The sequence below is a fragment of the Sphingobium sp. TomMM15 genome (genome assembly GCF_055397045.1).
This window is the reverse complement of record NZ_AP027314.1, coordinates 126,049-139,589: the sequence shown is the minus strand read 5'-3', so window position 1 is coordinate 139,589 and position 13,541 is coordinate 126,049. Positions and strand designations below refer to the sequence as shown.

Here is a 13,541-nt window from a genome sequence, read left to right as displayed (position 1 = left end):
AGGGCGCGGCATGACTGATGCCGCGCCCTCTTCCGTCCAAAGCTGGAAAGTCACCTTGCCCTGCACCCGTGCCGAGGCGGAGGCGTTGGACGGTGACATCGCGGGCTTCGCGCTCATGGACAAGCCGCCGGTGCTGATGACCAGCGAGGCCGCGCCGGATGATGAAAATGCCTGGCAGCTTGATGCCTATTTTGAAGGCAAACCCAGCCCCGCCGCGATCAAGCTGCTCCGTACCCTGATCCCCAGCGCGGGCGGCACCAAGCCGCTGATCGAACAGTTGCCCGATGAGGATTGGGTAACCCTGAGCCAGCAAGGATTGGAGCCAGTCACGGCCGGACGCTTCCACATCCGCAATCTTGCCAGCAACGCGGAGCAGCCGGGCCACGTCAATTTCCTGATCGAAGCGAGCCGCGCCTTTGGCACCGGGCAGCATGAAACCACCGCAGGCTGCCTTCTGATGCTGGACCGCATGCGGCAGGTTGGCATGCGCTTTGGCAATGTGGCGGACATTGGCACGGGCACCGGATTGCTCGCCTTCGCAGCGCTCCATTTGTGGCCCCATGCCTATGCCACCGCTTCCGACATCGACCCGATCGCCGTCGACATCAGCGCGGAAAATGCCGCGGCCAACGATATGGCGGTCGGCAAGGGTCAAGGCCAACTGGCGCTATATGTCGCGGCGGGCGTCGATCACCCCGCAATTGCAACCCGCGCGCCGTATGATCTGCTGATCGCGAACATACTCGCTGGCCCGTTGATCGAACTCGCCCCCTCGCTTTGCGCGCTCGTGGAGGAAGGTGGCACCATCCTGCTCGCCGGATTGCTGAAGGAACAGGCGGAGGCCGTTCTGTCAGCCTACCGCGCTCAGGGCATGCGGCTGGCCGAACGGGTGGACAATGGCGACTGGCCGACGCTGCGGCTACGCAAGCGTCCCCGTATCGGCTGGAAACGTCCAACCCGGCTGGATAGGCAGGCGCGCGGTGAGGCGCCGGGGTTCGGCAGCCTCTGAACCAGCCCTTGCTCAGTCATGCCGCTGACTAGGGCGCCGCGAACCCATTTCAAGACGTGATGCAACATTGCCACAGTTCGTTGTGCAATGCGGTATGTCGTTGTTTGTGATGCTTTACTCTTCCCGCTCAGGCTCCCTAAAGCGCGCTCAGACAACATCCGGTTACCCAGAAAAGGAGCCCCCCATGAAAAAACTGATCGCTTCGGCGTTGCTGCTTGCCAGCGTTTCCGCACCGGCCTTCGCTCAGGACGCCGTGCCCTTTTCCGGTCCCTATGTCGGCGCAGTCGTCGGTGTGGACCATGTCGATTTCGACTCTGTCAACCATGACAGCGGCCTGCTGTATGGCGGCGTGATCGGCTATGACGTCAACGTCAACGGCGCCGTGTTCGGCATCGAAGGCGAATATGCCGATTCCGACGTTAAGAAGTTCGGCGTTCGCACCGATCGCGACCTCTATGCCGGCGTCCGCATCGGCGGCGAAGTGGTGCCGAACGTCCTCGCTTATGCCAAGGGCGGCTACACCAATGCCCGCCTGGAAGACACTCTGGACAACAGCATCAAGCTGGACGGCTACCGTCTGGGCGCCGGTCTGGAAACGACGGTTCAGGGCTTCATCGTTCGCGCTGAATATCGCTATTCGCGTTACGAGCAGATCGGTGGCGTGAACCCTGAGCGTCACCAGGGCGCGCTGATCCTCGGCTACCGTTTCTAAGACACGGCTGTAGCAGAAAAAGAAGGGCGTCCCTCTCATGAGGGGCGCCCTTTTCTTATGCGCTCGAAAGTGACCGGCACCGCGACGCTTGCCACGCACACCCAGCGACCTAATGTCGCCTTGCCATTCTCATCAGCGAGGCTTGCCATGACTATCACTCGCCGCGTCACGATTCATGAAGGCCCCGGTGGAACCTTCGAGAGCATGGCCGTCTTCGACAAATACGCAGGCGCACCCCGGCCCGGCATCCTGCTTTTCCCTAATGCACTGGGCACCAAGGAAGCTGACTTCGTCTACGCCGAGAAGGTCGTGGAACTGGGATACACGCTATTGGTCGCGGACATATATGGTCAGGGCAAGCGAGCCAGCCGCGATGACCCCGATATGGGGCGCTACATGAACGAGGTTAATGCCGACCGCGCCCTGCTGCGTGACCGGCTCAACGCGGCCCATTCCGTTCTGAAGTCACTTCCCGAAGCGGACGCGAGCCGGACGGCCGCGATCGGCTTCTGCTTCGGCGGCAAATGCGTGCTCGACCTTGCGCGCAGCGGCGCCGACGTCGCGGGCGGCGTCAGCTTCCATGGGATTTATGACGCCCCACCTTTTCCCAACGCCGCCATCAGCGCGAAGCTGTTGGTGTGCCACGGTTGGGACGATCCCTTGGCTCCCCCAGCGGCTACGGTGGCATTGGCCGACGAACTGACGAAAGCGGGATGCGATTGGCAGATCCATGCTTATGGGAACACCGGACACGCATTTACCGATCACGCGGTCAACATGCCGGAAAAGGGGCTCGCCTACAGCCCCGACGCGGACCGCCGCAGCTTCCGATCGATGAGGGACTTTCTCGCCGACCTGTTTAACTAGGTTGGCTGCTGTCAGGGCGTATCATCCAGCTCAAAGCTCCCCGATCATCTCCGCCAGAACCGCAAGACAGTCCTTGGCAAGCTGCTTCGATCGTGCCGGGGACCAGCCAAATTCCGGATCGGGCAAATCATCATTGTCCTTGAAGGGCATCTCCAGCGTCATGGCGACCGCGCCGAAACGCTCGGCGACCTGATTGGTCGACATGGTCAGGTTGCCCTTGCCCGGCGCCGATGAGGGGTATCCGCGCGCCGTCTGGAAATCAGGCGTCCGGGCCGCGAGTGTATCCCGAAAGCGATTATAGAGGGCGAGTTGCCGCTCGCCGAGTGAAGGGATGCCTTCAAAGCCCGCCAGGAACACTGCGGCGATAGCTTCGTCGCCATGTACGTCCATGGCGAAATCGACCCCCGTCCGGTCCATCTCTTGCCGGACAAGGAACACCTCCGGACTGCGGTCCATCGACGGTTCGTGCCATTCGCGGTTGAGGTTCACGCCCGCCGCGTTGGTCCGCAGATGCCCCCGGCGGCTGCCATCAGGGTTCATGTTCGGCACGATATGGAATGTCGCCTTGGCGCGGAGCAGCCGGGCGACGGCATCCTCCTCGTCGCAGAGCCGTTCCAGCGCGCCTTCCATCCACCACTGCGCCATCGTCTCGCCGGGATGCTGGCGGGCGTAGAGCCAGACCTGCTTTGTCCCATCACCCAGCGTCAGAAGGTCGAGGGGCTGCTTGTCGAGCGTCAGGCCCAATTCCCGATGCTCGACCCCCGGCTGACAACCCGCCCATGCGATCAGGTCGTGGTGCCGCTCCATCGAATAAGGCGCAAAATAGGCGACCCACAGCGCGTTGCGATCCGGCGAAAGACTGATGGTGAGGACGCCGTCGGCATAGCGGGTGTCCGCCTGCGTCCAGACTTCCCGATCTTCGCTGATGCGCGCCTTATAGCCCGGCCAGCCATCGGGATAGGCGGACGTCCCGCCATTGACGATCGCCAGTTCCACTTCGCGCCCGGCAACGCCCGCGATGCGGAAGTGGAACCATTGGTAGAAGTCGCTTTGCCTGTCCTTGACGATCTCCAGCTCGGCCCGGACCCGATCGCCAGTATCGATGATGGAAAGAACGCGAATATTGCCGCTGTCGAAGGCATTGCTGATCGAGATGGTCATTTCACGGTTATAGTGCGCCCCGATTCCCCCGGATAGCCCCCGATCAACGCACTGGCGAGCTTTTGCGCGGCGATACCGGGCTGAGCGGCGGGCGTACCCTCGCGCGCCTGGGTCAATGCCCGGCCTTCCCAGATCGTCGTCGAATCGGATCGCCTGCGGATCTGCACCTGCAACTCCGTCGTCACCATATCCTTCGGCCGCCCCGAGAGGTTAATGCCGATACCCAAGCCCAGCCCTGAATAGCCGCCGCTGCCGACTGCTCCGCCAACGCCTACACTTACGGGCCTGCCATCATTGCCGTAGCCAGTCGGACGGAAAGATCGGCGGAAACCGACCGATGCCACATAGTCGCTGCGCGCTCCGGCAGGTGCGGCGATGAAACCCACACGCTGCAACTCCTGCTCGACAGCAGCGGCATAGGTCCGGAATTCGAGCCCTGCATCGGGATTCGCAGCCATTTCTTCCACCGCCAACGTTCCGCTTTGCGCCGGATTTCCGACATGGAAGCGGGTTACCTCGACGGGTGGCACCGCCGTCGCACATCCGGCGAGTGACAGGGCAAGGAATGAGGGAAGGAGTATCTGCTTGATCATGCTAATCTCCGACAAAGATGCGGCAGTCGATAGACGATGCCGAACCGGATATCCCTTCAACAGTTGAAGCCATGTCTTTGCTGCATATGGCATGAACGGGGCAAAAGTGCGGCCAGCCGCCCTTGACTTTCAGCCGCCCCACCCATAGGGGCTGCGCTTCGATTTTCCGATCACGCAAGATTCTTAGAAGGCTGACTTCCATGAAGATCCGCAACTCGCTCAAGTCGCTCAAGGGCCGTCACCGGGACAACCGCGTGATCCGCCGTCGCGGCCGCACCTATGTTATCAACAAGACCAATCGCCGCTTCAAGGCCCGCCAGGGCTAATTGAGCGAGCCGATCTCCGCCGTCATATTCGACGTCGGACAGGTTCTGTACCATTGGGAGCCTCGGCTCCTCTACGAGCGCCTGATCGATGATGATCGGGCGCTCGACGCGTTTCTGCGCGATGTCGTGTCGATGGATTGGCATTGCCAGCATGACATGGGCCGTCCGTTCTCGGAAACCAGCGCCGAACTGATCGATCGCCATCCAGAACATGAAGCGCTGATTCGGATATGGGGCGAGCGTTTCATCGACAGCGTCCAACCAGCCGTTGCAGGCATGGCGCAATTGGTCGGCGAATTACGTGGGCAGGGCGTAGCGCTCTACGGCCTCACCAATTTCAGCGCGGAATTCTGGGAGTCCTTTCACGCGCGGGAGGCGGATTTCTTCGCTAACTTTCGCGACATTCTGGTTTCTGGCGCCGAAGGGTTGGTCAAGCCTGACCCTGCCATCTACCGTCTGGCGCTCAGCCGCTTTGGCCTGCGCGCCGAGGAAACATTCTTCATCGATGATCGGGAAGAAAATGTCGCGGCGGCGGAAGCGCTGAGCATTCGCAGCCACCTCTTCCGGGACGCAGAGACCTTGCGCCGCGATCTTGCGGCGCAAGGCCTGCTACAGCCTAATCCCGCCCTGTAAGCTCATCACCGCGAATGGCGGTGACATGCAGCACGTTTGTCGACCCCGGAGTGCCGAAGGGAACCCCGGCCAACACAACAATCTTGCTGCCCTTCTGCGTCATATTATGCCGCAGCGCCATGCGCCGGGCCTTGCCCACCATTTCCTCGAACGTGTCGATATCCTTGGTGCGCACCGCATGCACGCCCCAGGTCAGACCCAGCTTTCGGGCGGTGTCGAGCCGGGGGGTCAGAGCCAGGATCGGAGTCAGTGGACGCTCGCGCGCCACCCGGCGAACCGTGCTGCCTGACGAGGTGAAGCAGGTGATCGCACTTGCCCCAACGACCGAGACGATGCCCGCCGCCCCTTCCGCCAGCGCGTCGGCGGTGGTCGCGTCGGGCTTGGTTTCTGTGAAATGCAGCCGGGCGAAATAGCCGGGGTCACGCTCTACGCTGTGGGCGATGCTATCCATCATCGCGACCGCCTCTTCGGGCCAGTCACCCGCCGCCGTTTCCGCCGACAACATGATCGCGTCGGCGCCATCATAGACGGCGGTGGCAACGTCCGACACTTCGGCGCGGGTGGGCGTCGGCGCCTTGATCATCGATTCGAGCATCTGCGTCGCGACCACCACTGGGCGTCCCATGCGCCGTGCCGTAGCGACGATCTGCTTCTGAAGCGGCGGCACGGCCTGGGGCGGCAGTTCGACGCCCAGGTCGCCGCGCGCGACCATCACGCCATCGGCCAGCTCCAATATCTCCTCCAGCCGCTGGACCGCGGCGGGCTTCTCGATCTTCGCCATCAGCGCGCCATGGCCGCCCATCAGCTTGCGCGCTTCAGCGAGATCCTCGGGGCGCTGCACGAAACTCAAGGCAATCCAATCGCAGCCCTGCTCCACCGCAAAGCTCAGGTCGCGCCGGTCCTTTTCCGTCAAGGCGGGTACGGGAACGACCACATCGGGTACGTTAACGCCCTTGCGGTTCGACAGGGTGCCACCGACCTCGACCACCGTTTCGATCCGGTCATCGGACACATTCTTCACCCGCAGCACCAGCTTGCCGTCGTCCAGCAGCAGCCGGGTTTCAGGGACCAGCGCCGCGTAGATTTCCGGGTGTGGCAGGTTCACGCGCCGTGCGTCGCCCGGCGTTTCGTCGCGGTCGAGTATGAAGGATGCACCCACCTCCAGAACGGCAAGGCCGCTCTTGAACGTACCGACACGCAGCTTGGGTCCTTGCAAGTCGCCCAATATGGTCGTCGGCCGCCCGAATTCCTTTTCCAGCGCCCGGATGGACGCGATACGCGACGCATGATCCTCATGCGCTCCATGGCTCATGTTGATGCGGAAAGCGTCTGCCCCGGCGATGAACAGCGCGCGGATCACTTCCGGCGTGTCGCTCGCGGGGCCAAGGGTCGCCAAAATCCGGACCTTGCGCGAACGGGGCGGCAGTTTCGTCATTCTCAAAAAGCTCCTGGCCGTCATGGTCGCGCCCTGGCTTGCCAGAGCGCCGTTTTCGATTATCCCTACTGCACGACAGGATGATGTAGATCAGCGAAAGGATCGCCTTGGCCGACAATATGCTCAACGATGCGGTTGCCGCAACCGCCTTCCGCCGCCTGATTGCGCATTTGCAGCACAGGACCGACGTCCAGAACATCGATCTGATGGGAACGGCGGGCTTTTGCCGCAATTGCCTCGCCGATTGGATCGCGGAAGCCGACGGCAATTTGAGCAAGGACGAGGCGCGCGAAATCATCCACGGCATGCCCTTTTCGGAGTGGAAACAACGCCATCAGAGCGAGGCGACGCCGGAACAGATCGCAAAGATGCAGGAGAGTGTGGCGAAGAACGCCGACAATCATTAGGAGCGTGCGCCAACCCGATTCACATTCAATCCGGAGATACATTATATGAGCGAGGGCAACGTCGCCGCCGATCAGCTACGCCTTCTTATCGAACGCATCGAGCGTCTGGAGGAAGAGAAGAAGGGTATCGGCGACGATATCAAGGACGTGTATCTGGAGGCCAAGGCGACCGGCTATGATCCGAAGATCATGCGCCAGATCGTCCGCCTGCGCAAAATGCCGCAGCATGACCGGCAGGAAATGGAAGCTATTCTCCAAACCTATCTGTCCGCGCTCGGGATGGAATAATCCATCCCTCCCCGTTCGCCCTGAGCTTGTCGAAGGGCCTTTCTTCCTACAAGACAGGCCCCTCGACCGCATCAAGACGCAGGGAGACACGTCATGTCCGAGATAATCGTCAGCACCACCAGCCGCCTCGAAGGGCGTCCGGCAAAGGAATATCTCGGCATCGTCACCGGCGAGGTGATCGTGGGCGCCAACCTCTTCCGTGACCTGTTCGCCAGCGTGCGCGACATCGTCGGGGGCCGTTCGGGCGCTTATGAGGATGTCCTCCAGCGCGCCCGTGAACAGGCGATCGGCGAGATGCGGATGCGCGCGGCGACGCTGGGCGCCAATGCCGTGGTCGGGGTCGACCTCGATTATGAAGTGCTGGGTTCGAACGGGTCGATGCTGATGGTGTCGGCATCCGGCACCGCGATCCTCGTCTAGTTGCGCTTGGGCAGGACGCCCGCTAGAGAGCGCGCTTCGGATCAGACAAGATTAGGAGCAGGCCGTGGCCGGCCATAGCAAATTCAAGAACATCATGCATCGCAAGGGCGCGCAGGACAAAAAGCGTTCCTCGATGTTCTCCAAGCTCAGCCGCGAAATCACCGTGGCGGCGAAGATGGGCATGCCCGACCCGGACATGAACCCGCGCCTCCGCCTTGCGATCAACGCGGCCAAGGCGCAGTCCATGCCCAAGGACAATATCCAGCGCGCCATCGACAAGGCGATCGGCGGCGACACGGAAAATTACGAAGAAATCCGCTATGAGGGCTATGGCCCCGGCGGCGTCGCCATCATCGTCGAAGCGCTGACCGACAATCGCAACCGCACCGCGACCAACGTCCGCACCGCCTTTTCCAAAAATGGCGGCAATCTGGGCGCGTCTGGCGCGGTCAGCCATGGCTTCGACCGCATGGGCCTGATCACCTATCCGGCGAGCGCTGGCGATGCCGATGCGATCTTTGAAGCCGCTCTGGAGGCGGGCGCGGACGATGTGTCGTCGAACGAAGACGAACATGAAATCTGGACCGCCATGGACGCGCTGCACGAAGTCGCCAAGGCGCTGGAAGGCAAGCTCGGCCCGGCCGAAGGCGCAAAGCTCGCCTGGAAGCCACAGACGACCGTCGAGGTCGATGAAGGCAGCGCCGCGACCCTGATGAAGCTGGTCGACACGCTGGAAGACGATGACGACGTCCAGACCGTGTGGGGCAATTATGAAGTGTCCGACGAGGTCATGGAGAAGCTGGGTTGATAAACACCCTCCCCTCTCCCCGGCGGGGAGAGGGTTGCTCGGCGTCGAGAATCCGGCTGCTACCTTGCCCTCTCCAAGTGCGGCTAACCGGCAGGCCGGTAAACCTCCCTATCCTCTCCCCTGAAGGGGCGAGGAAAAATCCATGATCATCCTTGGACTCGACCCCGGGCTTGGCACCACTGGCTGGGGCTTGATCGCCGCTGACGGCAATCGCCTTACGCACATCGCCAACGGGCAGATCAAGACCGACGCCGACATGGCGCTGGCCACGCGGCTGTTGGCGCTTGATCTCGCGCTCACTGACCTGATCCTTGAACATCAGCCCAATGGCGCGGCGGTCGAGGAAGTGTTCGTCAATGTGAACCCGCAATCAACGCTGAAGCTCGGTCAAGCACGCGGCGTCGTGCTGCTTGCGGCATCCCGGTCGGGGATGGAGGTTGGCGAATATGCGGCGCGGCTTGTCAAGAAATCCGTCGTCGGCGTTGGCAACGCGTCGAAGGATCAGGTCCATGCCATGGTTTCGCGGCTGTTGCCGGGAGCCAAGGTGGCGGGGCCGGATGCGTCCGATGCGCTCGCCGTGGCGATAACACATGCCCATCACCTTGCGAGCGCTCGCCGCATTCCGCGCCGCTGAGGGAGCAGACAAGCCTGGAAGCGGGATCCCGGATCAAGTCCGGGATGACGGATGTGTTATAAGGCGGTCACTGCCAGTCGAAGGGCAGCGGCGCTTCCCGAAAGGCAAAGCGGTCGAGATGGTCGGCCACAACTTGCTTGAAACGATCCACATCAGCACCCTCCGCCGGGTCGATAGTCACCATCGACGCCTCGTCACCGGCCATCATGCGAATCGGCCCCATCGGAAAGGGGATCACGCCCTGCTGCACGTCGAAGTCGGTTTCAAACTTGTGGCTCCAATGCTTGCAGAGCTGCTGGAGATAGCGGCTACCGTTTTTGGTCGGCAGATTAGCGGTCAGGGTCATGGGTCGAGCCTTTCGATCTGGCTGGCCGCTTCGTCGATCCGGGCGGCGACGTCGAACATGCTTTGGGAATCGGCGCCTTCCCTTTCAAGCCGCCCACGCACGGCCACGGAAAGATTGTGCATCACCCTTAGCACGGCCTTCTGCCGTCACGCGTATGAAAAACCCGCCAGATCAAGCCCGGCGGGTTTTTGGATTAGCTAGCGAATGGTCGTCAGTCGGGTTTCTTGGCAACACTCACCAAGGCCGGGCGCAGCAGGCGATCGCGGATCGTGTATCCCGCCTGCATCTCCACCAGCACTGTCCCCGGCTCAACATCATCCGACGGCACTTCCATCATCGCCTGATGCTTGTTGGGATCAAGCGGCTGTCCAACCGACACCAGCTTTTCGATGCCATTGCGGCCAAAGACGCCTTCCAGTTCCCGGCCCGTCGCTTCGAGGCCAGCGACCAGCCCCTTGAACTTTTCATCCTCGCGCAGTTCCGCCGGGATGGTTTGCAGCGCGCGCCCCAGATTGTCCGCCACCGAGAGCATGTCCCGCGCGAACGACGTCGTCGCATAGGCGCGCGTGTCGGCCAGTTCCTTTTCAAGCCGCCGACGGACATTCTGCGTTTCGGCATGGGCGTAGAGCGCGTCCTGCTTCGCCGCCGCCAGCTCACCCTCCAGCGCTGCAAGGCGTTCAGCAGCCGCATCGCCCACAGGCGCTGCGTCCTCGGGCAGTTCGTCAACGACTTCAGTATTTTCGATATTCAGCTTGTCTTCGCTCATCTCATCAATCTCGATAACGTCTGCGCAGTGAAATCCACCATGGGGATCACTCGCGCGTAGTTCAAGCGCGTCGGGCCAATGACTCCGACCACGCCGACAACACGGCCATCGCCGCCACGGTAAGGCGCGGCTATGACCGAAGAACCGGAGAGGGAAAAGAGCTTGTTTTCCGACCCGATGAAGATTTTCGTCGCGCTGCCCGCCAGCGCGCCTTCCAGCAGGCGCGAAATCTCCTGCTTGCCTTCCAGTTGTTCGAGCAACTGGCGCACCCGTTCCAGGTCGGCGGCGGTGCCATCATCCAGCAGATGCGCCTGACCGCGCACGATCAACACCGGACGGTCATCCGCATCCTGCGACCAGACAGCGATGCCGCGCGCCACCAGTTCCCGCGCCGCGCCCTGAAGCGCGGTTCGCTCGCCCTCCATCTCGCGACGCAGGGCTTCGCCCGCCTCCCTGAGCGTCATTCCGGCAAAGCGCGCGGACATGAAGTTCGCCGCTTCGTTCAGCATGCTGGGCGTCACGCCTGCGGGCATGTCGAGCACGCGGTTTTCTACAGAGCCGTCCTGTCCCACCAACACGGCCAGCGCCTGACGATCATTGAGCGGCACAAAGCCGAACTGGCGCATCACCGGCTCGCGCTTGGGCACCATGACGATTCCCGCGCAGGCAGAGAGGCCCGATAGCGCGGCAGTCGCTGCGGACAATGCTTCCTCGATCGGGCCACCCTCGGCAATGCCTGCCTCGATCGCGCGGCGTTCCTCGACCGAAGGCTCGGCAGCCTGCATCATGCCATCGACAAAAAGGCGCAATCCGGTTTCGGTCGGCATGCGCCCTGCCGAAGTGTGCGGGGCAGCCAGCAGTCCCAGTTCCTCCAGATCCTGCATGACGTTGCGGATCGATGCGGGCGACAGGCTGAGCGAGGCGATCTTGCTGATGGTGCGCGAACCCACGGGCAGGCCGGTTCCGAGATAGCTTTCGACCACCACCCGGAAAACGTCGCGCGCCCGCTCATTGAGTTCGGTAACCGGTGTGACCGCCATGCGCCCCTATCTAGGCGAGCGAAGGGCCGTACTCAAGCCGGGGCTATCTTACGGCGGACGGCTTCACCATCGCGTCGATGTCCAGCATCCGGGGAACGGCCGCAATGGTGGCACGCAGCTTTCCATAACCGGCGTCCATGCATCCCGACTGAAACTCCAGCCGGGTGGTCGGCTGCCGATCCCTGGTCCATTCGATGGTGTAGCCGGGCATGTCGGTCGCGAAGCGGGTGCAGTTCTCCCCATGGGTGATGCGCCGAACTGTTCCTGCAGGAGGCCGGAATTGCGCCAGCGCGGCGCGGAAACGGCGATATTGCGCTGGCGTGACGGTGAAGCGCGTCGCGCCCGGAACGGACGTGAACCGCTCAGGCTCCAGCAGGCCCGAGCCGTCAGGCGTCACCTGCAGGCTGTAACTGGGGCAAACGCCGAAACAGGGACCCGCCGAAAAGCGGATCGTGTCACCGCGGGCAGCGGGCTTTTCAAGTTCAACCCGCTCTGCCGCACAACCGGCTGTCAGGGCGGCGACCGCGAAAATCATCATCCGACGCAACTGCATGGGCGCTTCCTACCATCTTTCGCACGTATCGCCACTGGCAAGACGACGCTCCCAGCGCTAAGCCGCACCGACTGAACCCTTCGGAGAAAATTTTATGCGTCCTTCCGGCCGCGCGCCCGACCAGATGCGCGACATCACCATGGAGCCCGGCTTCACCATCCATGCCGAGGGCAGCTGCCTGGTCAGCTTCGGCGATACGCGGGTGCTGTGCACCGCTTCGGTGGAGGAAAAGGTGCCGCCCTTCCTGCGCGGCAAGGGGTCAGGCTGGGTGACGGCGGAATATGGCATGCTGCCCCGCGCCACCCATACCCGCGGCAGCCGTGAGGCGGCAAAGGGTAAGCAGTCGGGCCGCACGCAGGAAATTCAGCGCCTGATCGGCCGGTCGCTGCGCACCGTCGTAGATATGAAAAAGCTGGGCGAGCGGCAGATTGTTATCGATTGCGACGTGATCCAGGCCGATGGCGGCACGCGTACCGCCGCGATTTCCGGAAGCTGGGTGGCTTTGCGCATCGCCATCGACAAGCTGATCGCTTCGGGTGCGCTGGCCGAAGACCCGATCATCCAGAAGGTCGCGGCGATCAGCTGCGGCATCTATAATGGCACGCCGGTGCTCGACCTCGACTATGCCGAGGACAGCAATGCTGAAACCGACGCCAACCTGATCCTGACCGGCGATGGCAAGTTTGCCGAAGTGCAGGCGACGGCCGAGGGCGCCGCTTATGACGAGGAAGAACTGCTGCGTCTACTGCGTCTGGCGCGCATCGGTTGCTCGCAGATCTTTGCTGCTCAGGACAAGGCGACAGGCCGCTAAGCGCGTTCGTCCGTTCGTTTTGAGCGTTTCGAGAAATGCTATCTATGCACTACGCGCTTCTCGACTATGCTCGAAGCGAACGGGGAGAATTACATAATCATGAGCGACGATTTCGGACAGGAACAGGCGATCCGCAAGCTGGGGCCGGGCAAGCTGGTGATCGCCAGCCATAATCCCGGCAAGGTTCGGGAAATTGGCGAACTGCTGGCGCCCTACGGGATCGAGACCGTGTCAGCGGCGGCGCTGGACCTGCCTGAGCCGGAGGAGACGGGCACGACCTTCATCGCCAATGCAGAGCTGAAGGCGATGCAGGCGGCCGATCTGTCGGGGCTTCCCGCGCTGGCGGATGATAGCGGGCTGTGCGTCGAGGCACTGAATGGTGATCCGGGCATCTTCTCCGCTCGCTGGGCGGGTGAAACCAAGGATTTCAGCATCGCGATGCAGCGCGTATGGGATGCGATCGAAGCCAAGGGGCCTGATGCCGGGCATGGCGCGCATTTCATTTGCGCGTTGGCGTTGGCGTGGCCTGACGGGCATGTCGAGGTGTTTGAGGGTCGGGTTGACGGCATCCTCATCTGGCCGCCGCGCGGGGAAAAGGGCTTTGGCTATGACCCGATGTTCCAGCCGCTGGGCCACACGATCAGCTTTGGCGAGATGGAGCCGGAAAAGAAACATGCGATGAGCCATCGTGCGGATGCTTTCGCGCAGCTGGTCGCGGCGGTTTTTTAAGAA

At 62.4% G+C, this 13,541-nt stretch carries 20 protein-coding genes; 12 read left to right on the top strand and 8 right to left on the bottom strand.

Annotated features, from left to right (window positions below; all coding sequences use genetic code 11):
- Nucleotides 1-10 precede the first annotated feature (10 nt).
- From ACZ51H_RS00740 to ACZ51H_RS00730, 3 genes are all read left to right on the top strand, one after another.
- Complete coding sequence (locus tag ACZ51H_RS00740; protein ID WP_464802145.1) at nt 11-1,009, top strand: 50S ribosomal protein L11 methyltransferase; 999 nt, start codon at nt 11-13, stop codon at nt 1,007-1,009.
- 184 nt (nt 1,010-1,193) lie between these two features.
- Nucleotides 1,194-1,721, top strand: coding sequence for a porin family protein (locus ACZ51H_RS00735; protein WP_464771857.1), 528 nt, complete (start codon nt 1,194-1,196; stop codon nt 1,719-1,721).
- A gap of 147 nt (nt 1,722-1,868) precedes the next feature.
- Complete coding sequence (locus ACZ51H_RS00730) at nt 1,869-2,588, top strand: dienelactone hydrolase family protein (protein ID WP_464802144.1); 720 nt, start codon at nt 1,869-1,871, stop codon at nt 2,586-2,588.
- A gap of 30 nt (nt 2,589-2,618) precedes the next feature.
- On the opposite strand, the gene ACZ51H_RS00725 is transcribed toward ACZ51H_RS00730, so the two are convergent.
- Both ACZ51H_RS00725 and ACZ51H_RS00720 read right to left on the bottom strand, forming a co-directional pair.
- Nucleotides 2,619-3,749 (bottom strand): M14 family metallopeptidase, encoded by a 1,131-nt coding sequence (locus tag ACZ51H_RS00725; RefSeq protein ID WP_464802143.1) that lies wholly within the window; start codon nt 3,747-3,749, stop codon nt 2,619-2,621.
- Nucleotides 3,746-4,342 carry a hypothetical protein gene (locus ACZ51H_RS00720; protein WP_464794267.1) on the bottom strand — a complete coding sequence of 199 codons (597 nt, stop codon included), beginning with the start codon at nt 4,340-4,342 and terminating at the stop codon, nt 3,746-3,748. Before ACZ51H_RS00720 ends, ACZ51H_RS00725 begins: the two co-directional genes overlap by 4 nt.
- A 200-nt stretch (nt 4,343-4,542) precedes the next feature.
- On the opposite strand from ACZ51H_RS00720, the gene ykgO reads away from it, so the two are divergent.
- Together ykgO and ACZ51H_RS00710 are read left to right on the top strand one after the other, a co-directional pair.
- Nucleotides 4,543-4,668, top strand: a complete 126-nt coding sequence (ykgO, locus tag ACZ51H_RS00715) for a type B 50S ribosomal protein L36 (protein WP_004210176.1) — start codon at nt 4,543-4,545, stop codon at nt 4,666-4,668.
- Nucleotides 4,669-5,301 (top strand): HAD family hydrolase, encoded by a 633-nt coding sequence (locus ACZ51H_RS00710; protein WP_464802142.1) that lies wholly within the window; start codon nt 4,669-4,671, stop codon nt 5,299-5,301.
- Here ACZ51H_RS00710 and pyk read toward each other — a convergent pair.
- The gene (gene pyk / locus ACZ51H_RS00705) at nt 5,285-6,736 is read right to left on the bottom strand and encodes a pyruvate kinase (protein ID WP_449471167.1); all 1,452 of its coding nucleotides are present in this window, start codon (nt 6,734-6,736) and stop codon (nt 5,285-5,287) included. The genes ACZ51H_RS00710 and pyk overlap by 17 nt on opposite strands.
- A 119-nt stretch (nt 6,737-6,855) precedes the next feature.
- Here pyk and ACZ51H_RS00700 point away from each other — a divergent pair, with 119 nt between their 5' ends.
- From ACZ51H_RS00700 to ruvC, 5 genes are all read left to right on the top strand, one after another.
- A complete protein-coding gene (locus ACZ51H_RS00700) occupies nt 6,856-7,143 on the top strand; it encodes a DUF1244 domain-containing protein (RefSeq protein WP_449474587.1) in 288 nt (95 codons plus the stop codon).
- Between the two features lie 45 nt (nt 7,144-7,188).
- Nucleotides 7,189-7,431, top strand: a complete 243-nt coding sequence (locus ACZ51H_RS00695; protein ID WP_449471166.1) for a DUF2312 domain-containing protein — start codon at nt 7,189-7,191, stop codon at nt 7,429-7,431.
- 93 nt (nt 7,432-7,524) lie between these two features.
- Complete coding sequence (locus tag ACZ51H_RS00690) at nt 7,525-7,851, top strand: heavy metal-binding domain-containing protein (RefSeq protein ID WP_174525906.1); 327 nt, start codon at nt 7,525-7,527, stop codon at nt 7,849-7,851.
- A 64-nt stretch (nt 7,852-7,915) separates the two neighbouring features.
- Complete coding sequence (locus tag ACZ51H_RS00685) at nt 7,916-8,659, top strand: YebC/PmpR family DNA-binding transcriptional regulator (RefSeq protein ID WP_449471164.1); 744 nt, start codon at nt 7,916-7,918, stop codon at nt 8,657-8,659.
- Nucleotides 8,660-8,801: 142 nt separating this feature from the next.
- Nucleotides 8,802-9,293: a crossover junction endodeoxyribonuclease RuvC gene (ruvC, locus tag ACZ51H_RS00680; RefSeq protein ID WP_464788140.1), complete on the top strand. Its 492-nt coding sequence runs from the start codon at nt 8,802-8,804 to the stop codon at nt 9,291-9,293.
- A 67-nt stretch (nt 9,294-9,360) separates the two neighbouring features.
- Here the strand turns inward: ruvC and ACZ51H_RS00675 are convergent, their stop codons facing one another.
- From ACZ51H_RS00675 to ACZ51H_RS00655, 5 genes are all read right to left on the bottom strand, one after another.
- On the bottom strand, nt 9,361-9,639 hold the full coding sequence (locus tag ACZ51H_RS00675; RefSeq protein ID WP_464802141.1) for a DUF2218 domain-containing protein: 279 nt from the start codon (nt 9,637-9,639) through the stop codon (nt 9,361-9,363).
- Nucleotides 9,636-9,761 (bottom strand): hypothetical protein, encoded by a 126-nt coding sequence (locus ACZ51H_RS00670; RefSeq protein ID WP_464771852.1) that lies wholly within the window; start codon nt 9,759-9,761, stop codon nt 9,636-9,638. Before ACZ51H_RS00670 ends, ACZ51H_RS00675 begins: the two co-directional genes overlap by 4 nt.
- Nucleotides 9,762-9,850: 89 nt before the next feature.
- Complete coding sequence (locus ACZ51H_RS00665; protein ID WP_449471158.1) at nt 9,851-10,405, bottom strand: nucleotide exchange factor GrpE; 555 nt, start codon at nt 10,403-10,405, stop codon at nt 9,851-9,853.
- Nucleotides 10,402-11,445 (bottom strand): heat-inducible transcriptional repressor HrcA, encoded by a 1,044-nt coding sequence (hrcA, locus tag ACZ51H_RS00660; protein ID WP_449471157.1) that lies wholly within the window; start codon nt 11,443-11,445, stop codon nt 10,402-10,404. Before hrcA ends, ACZ51H_RS00665 begins: the two co-directional genes overlap by 4 nt.
- A gap of 43 nt (nt 11,446-11,488) precedes the next feature.
- Nucleotides 11,489-11,998, bottom strand: a complete 510-nt coding sequence (locus tag ACZ51H_RS00655) for a DUF6438 domain-containing protein (RefSeq protein ID WP_464802140.1) — start codon at nt 11,996-11,998, stop codon at nt 11,489-11,491.
- Nucleotides 11,999-12,092: 94 nt separating this feature from the next.
- Here ACZ51H_RS00655 and rph point away from each other — a divergent pair, with 94 nt between their 5' ends.
- Nucleotides 12,093-12,809: a ribonuclease PH gene (rph, locus tag ACZ51H_RS00650; RefSeq protein WP_464771848.1), complete on the top strand. Its 717-nt coding sequence runs from the start codon at nt 12,093-12,095 to the stop codon at nt 12,807-12,809.
- A gap of 99 nt (nt 12,810-12,908) precedes the next feature.
- Nucleotides 12,909-13,538, top strand: a complete 630-nt coding sequence (gene rdgB, locus ACZ51H_RS00645) for an RdgB/HAM1 family non-canonical purine NTP pyrophosphatase (RefSeq protein WP_464802139.1) — start codon at nt 12,909-12,911, stop codon at nt 13,536-13,538.
- The last annotated feature ends 3 nt before the right edge of the window (nt 13,539-13,541 follow it).

What these genes read in the sequence shown, in the direction of transcription:
- rdgB (WP_464802139.1), top strand. Translation starts at nt 12,909, where the DNA reads ATGAGCGACGATTTCGGACAGGAACAGGCGATCCGCAAGCTGGGGCCG.
- ACZ51H_RS00655 (WP_464802140.1), bottom strand. Translation starts at nt 11,998, where the DNA reads ATGCAGTTGCGTCGGATGATGATTTTCGCGGTCGCCGCCCTGACAGCC.
- rph (WP_464771848.1), top strand. Translation starts at nt 12,093, where the DNA reads ATGCGTCCTTCCGGCCGCGCGCCCGACCAGATGCGCGACATCACCATG.
- ACZ51H_RS00730 (WP_464802144.1), top strand. Translation starts at nt 1,869, where the DNA reads ATGACTATCACTCGCCGCGTCACGATTCATGAAGGCCCCGGTGGAACC.
- ACZ51H_RS00700 (WP_449474587.1), top strand. Translation starts at nt 6,856, where the DNA reads ATGCTCAACGATGCGGTTGCCGCAACCGCCTTCCGCCGCCTGATTGCG.
- hrcA (WP_449471157.1), bottom strand. Translation starts at nt 11,445, where the DNA reads ATGGCGGTCACACCGGTTACCGAACTCAATGAGCGGGCGCGCGACGTT.
- ACZ51H_RS00690 (WP_174525906.1), top strand. Translation starts at nt 7,525, where the DNA reads ATGTCCGAGATAATCGTCAGCACCACCAGCCGCCTCGAAGGGCGTCCG.
- ACZ51H_RS00740 (WP_464802145.1), top strand. Translation starts at nt 11, where the DNA reads ATGACTGATGCCGCGCCCTCTTCCGTCCAAAGCTGGAAAGTCACCTTG.
- ruvC (WP_464788140.1), top strand. Translation starts at nt 8,802, where the DNA reads ATGATCATCCTTGGACTCGACCCCGGGCTTGGCACCACTGGCTGGGGC.
- ACZ51H_RS00665 (WP_449471158.1), bottom strand. Translation starts at nt 10,405, where the DNA reads ATGAGCGAAGACAAGCTGAATATCGAAAATACTGAAGTCGTTGACGAA.
- ACZ51H_RS00675 (WP_464802141.1), bottom strand. Translation starts at nt 9,639, where the DNA reads ATGACCCTGACCGCTAATCTGCCGACCAAAAACGGTAGCCGCTATCTC.
- ACZ51H_RS00695 (WP_449471166.1), top strand. Translation starts at nt 7,189, where the DNA reads ATGAGCGAGGGCAACGTCGCCGCCGATCAGCTACGCCTTCTTATCGAA.
- ykgO (WP_004210176.1), top strand. Translation starts at nt 4,543, where the DNA reads ATGAAGATCCGCAACTCGCTCAAGTCGCTCAAGGGCCGTCACCGGGAC.
- ACZ51H_RS00670 (WP_464771852.1), bottom strand. Translation starts at nt 9,761, where the DNA reads ATGCACAATCTTTCCGTGGCCGTGCGTGGGCGGCTTGAAAGGGAAGGC.
- pyk (WP_449471167.1), bottom strand. Translation starts at nt 6,736, where the DNA reads ATGACGAAACTGCCGCCCCGTTCGCGCAAGGTCCGGATTTTGGCGACC.
- ACZ51H_RS00735 (WP_464771857.1), top strand. Translation starts at nt 1,194, where the DNA reads ATGAAAAAACTGATCGCTTCGGCGTTGCTGCTTGCCAGCGTTTCCGCA.
- ACZ51H_RS00725 (WP_464802143.1), bottom strand. Translation starts at nt 3,749, where the DNA reads ATGACCATCTCGATCAGCAATGCCTTCGACAGCGGCAATATTCGCGTT.
- ACZ51H_RS00720 (WP_464794267.1), bottom strand. Translation starts at nt 4,342, where the DNA reads ATGATCAAGCAGATACTCCTTCCCTCATTCCTTGCCCTGTCACTCGCC.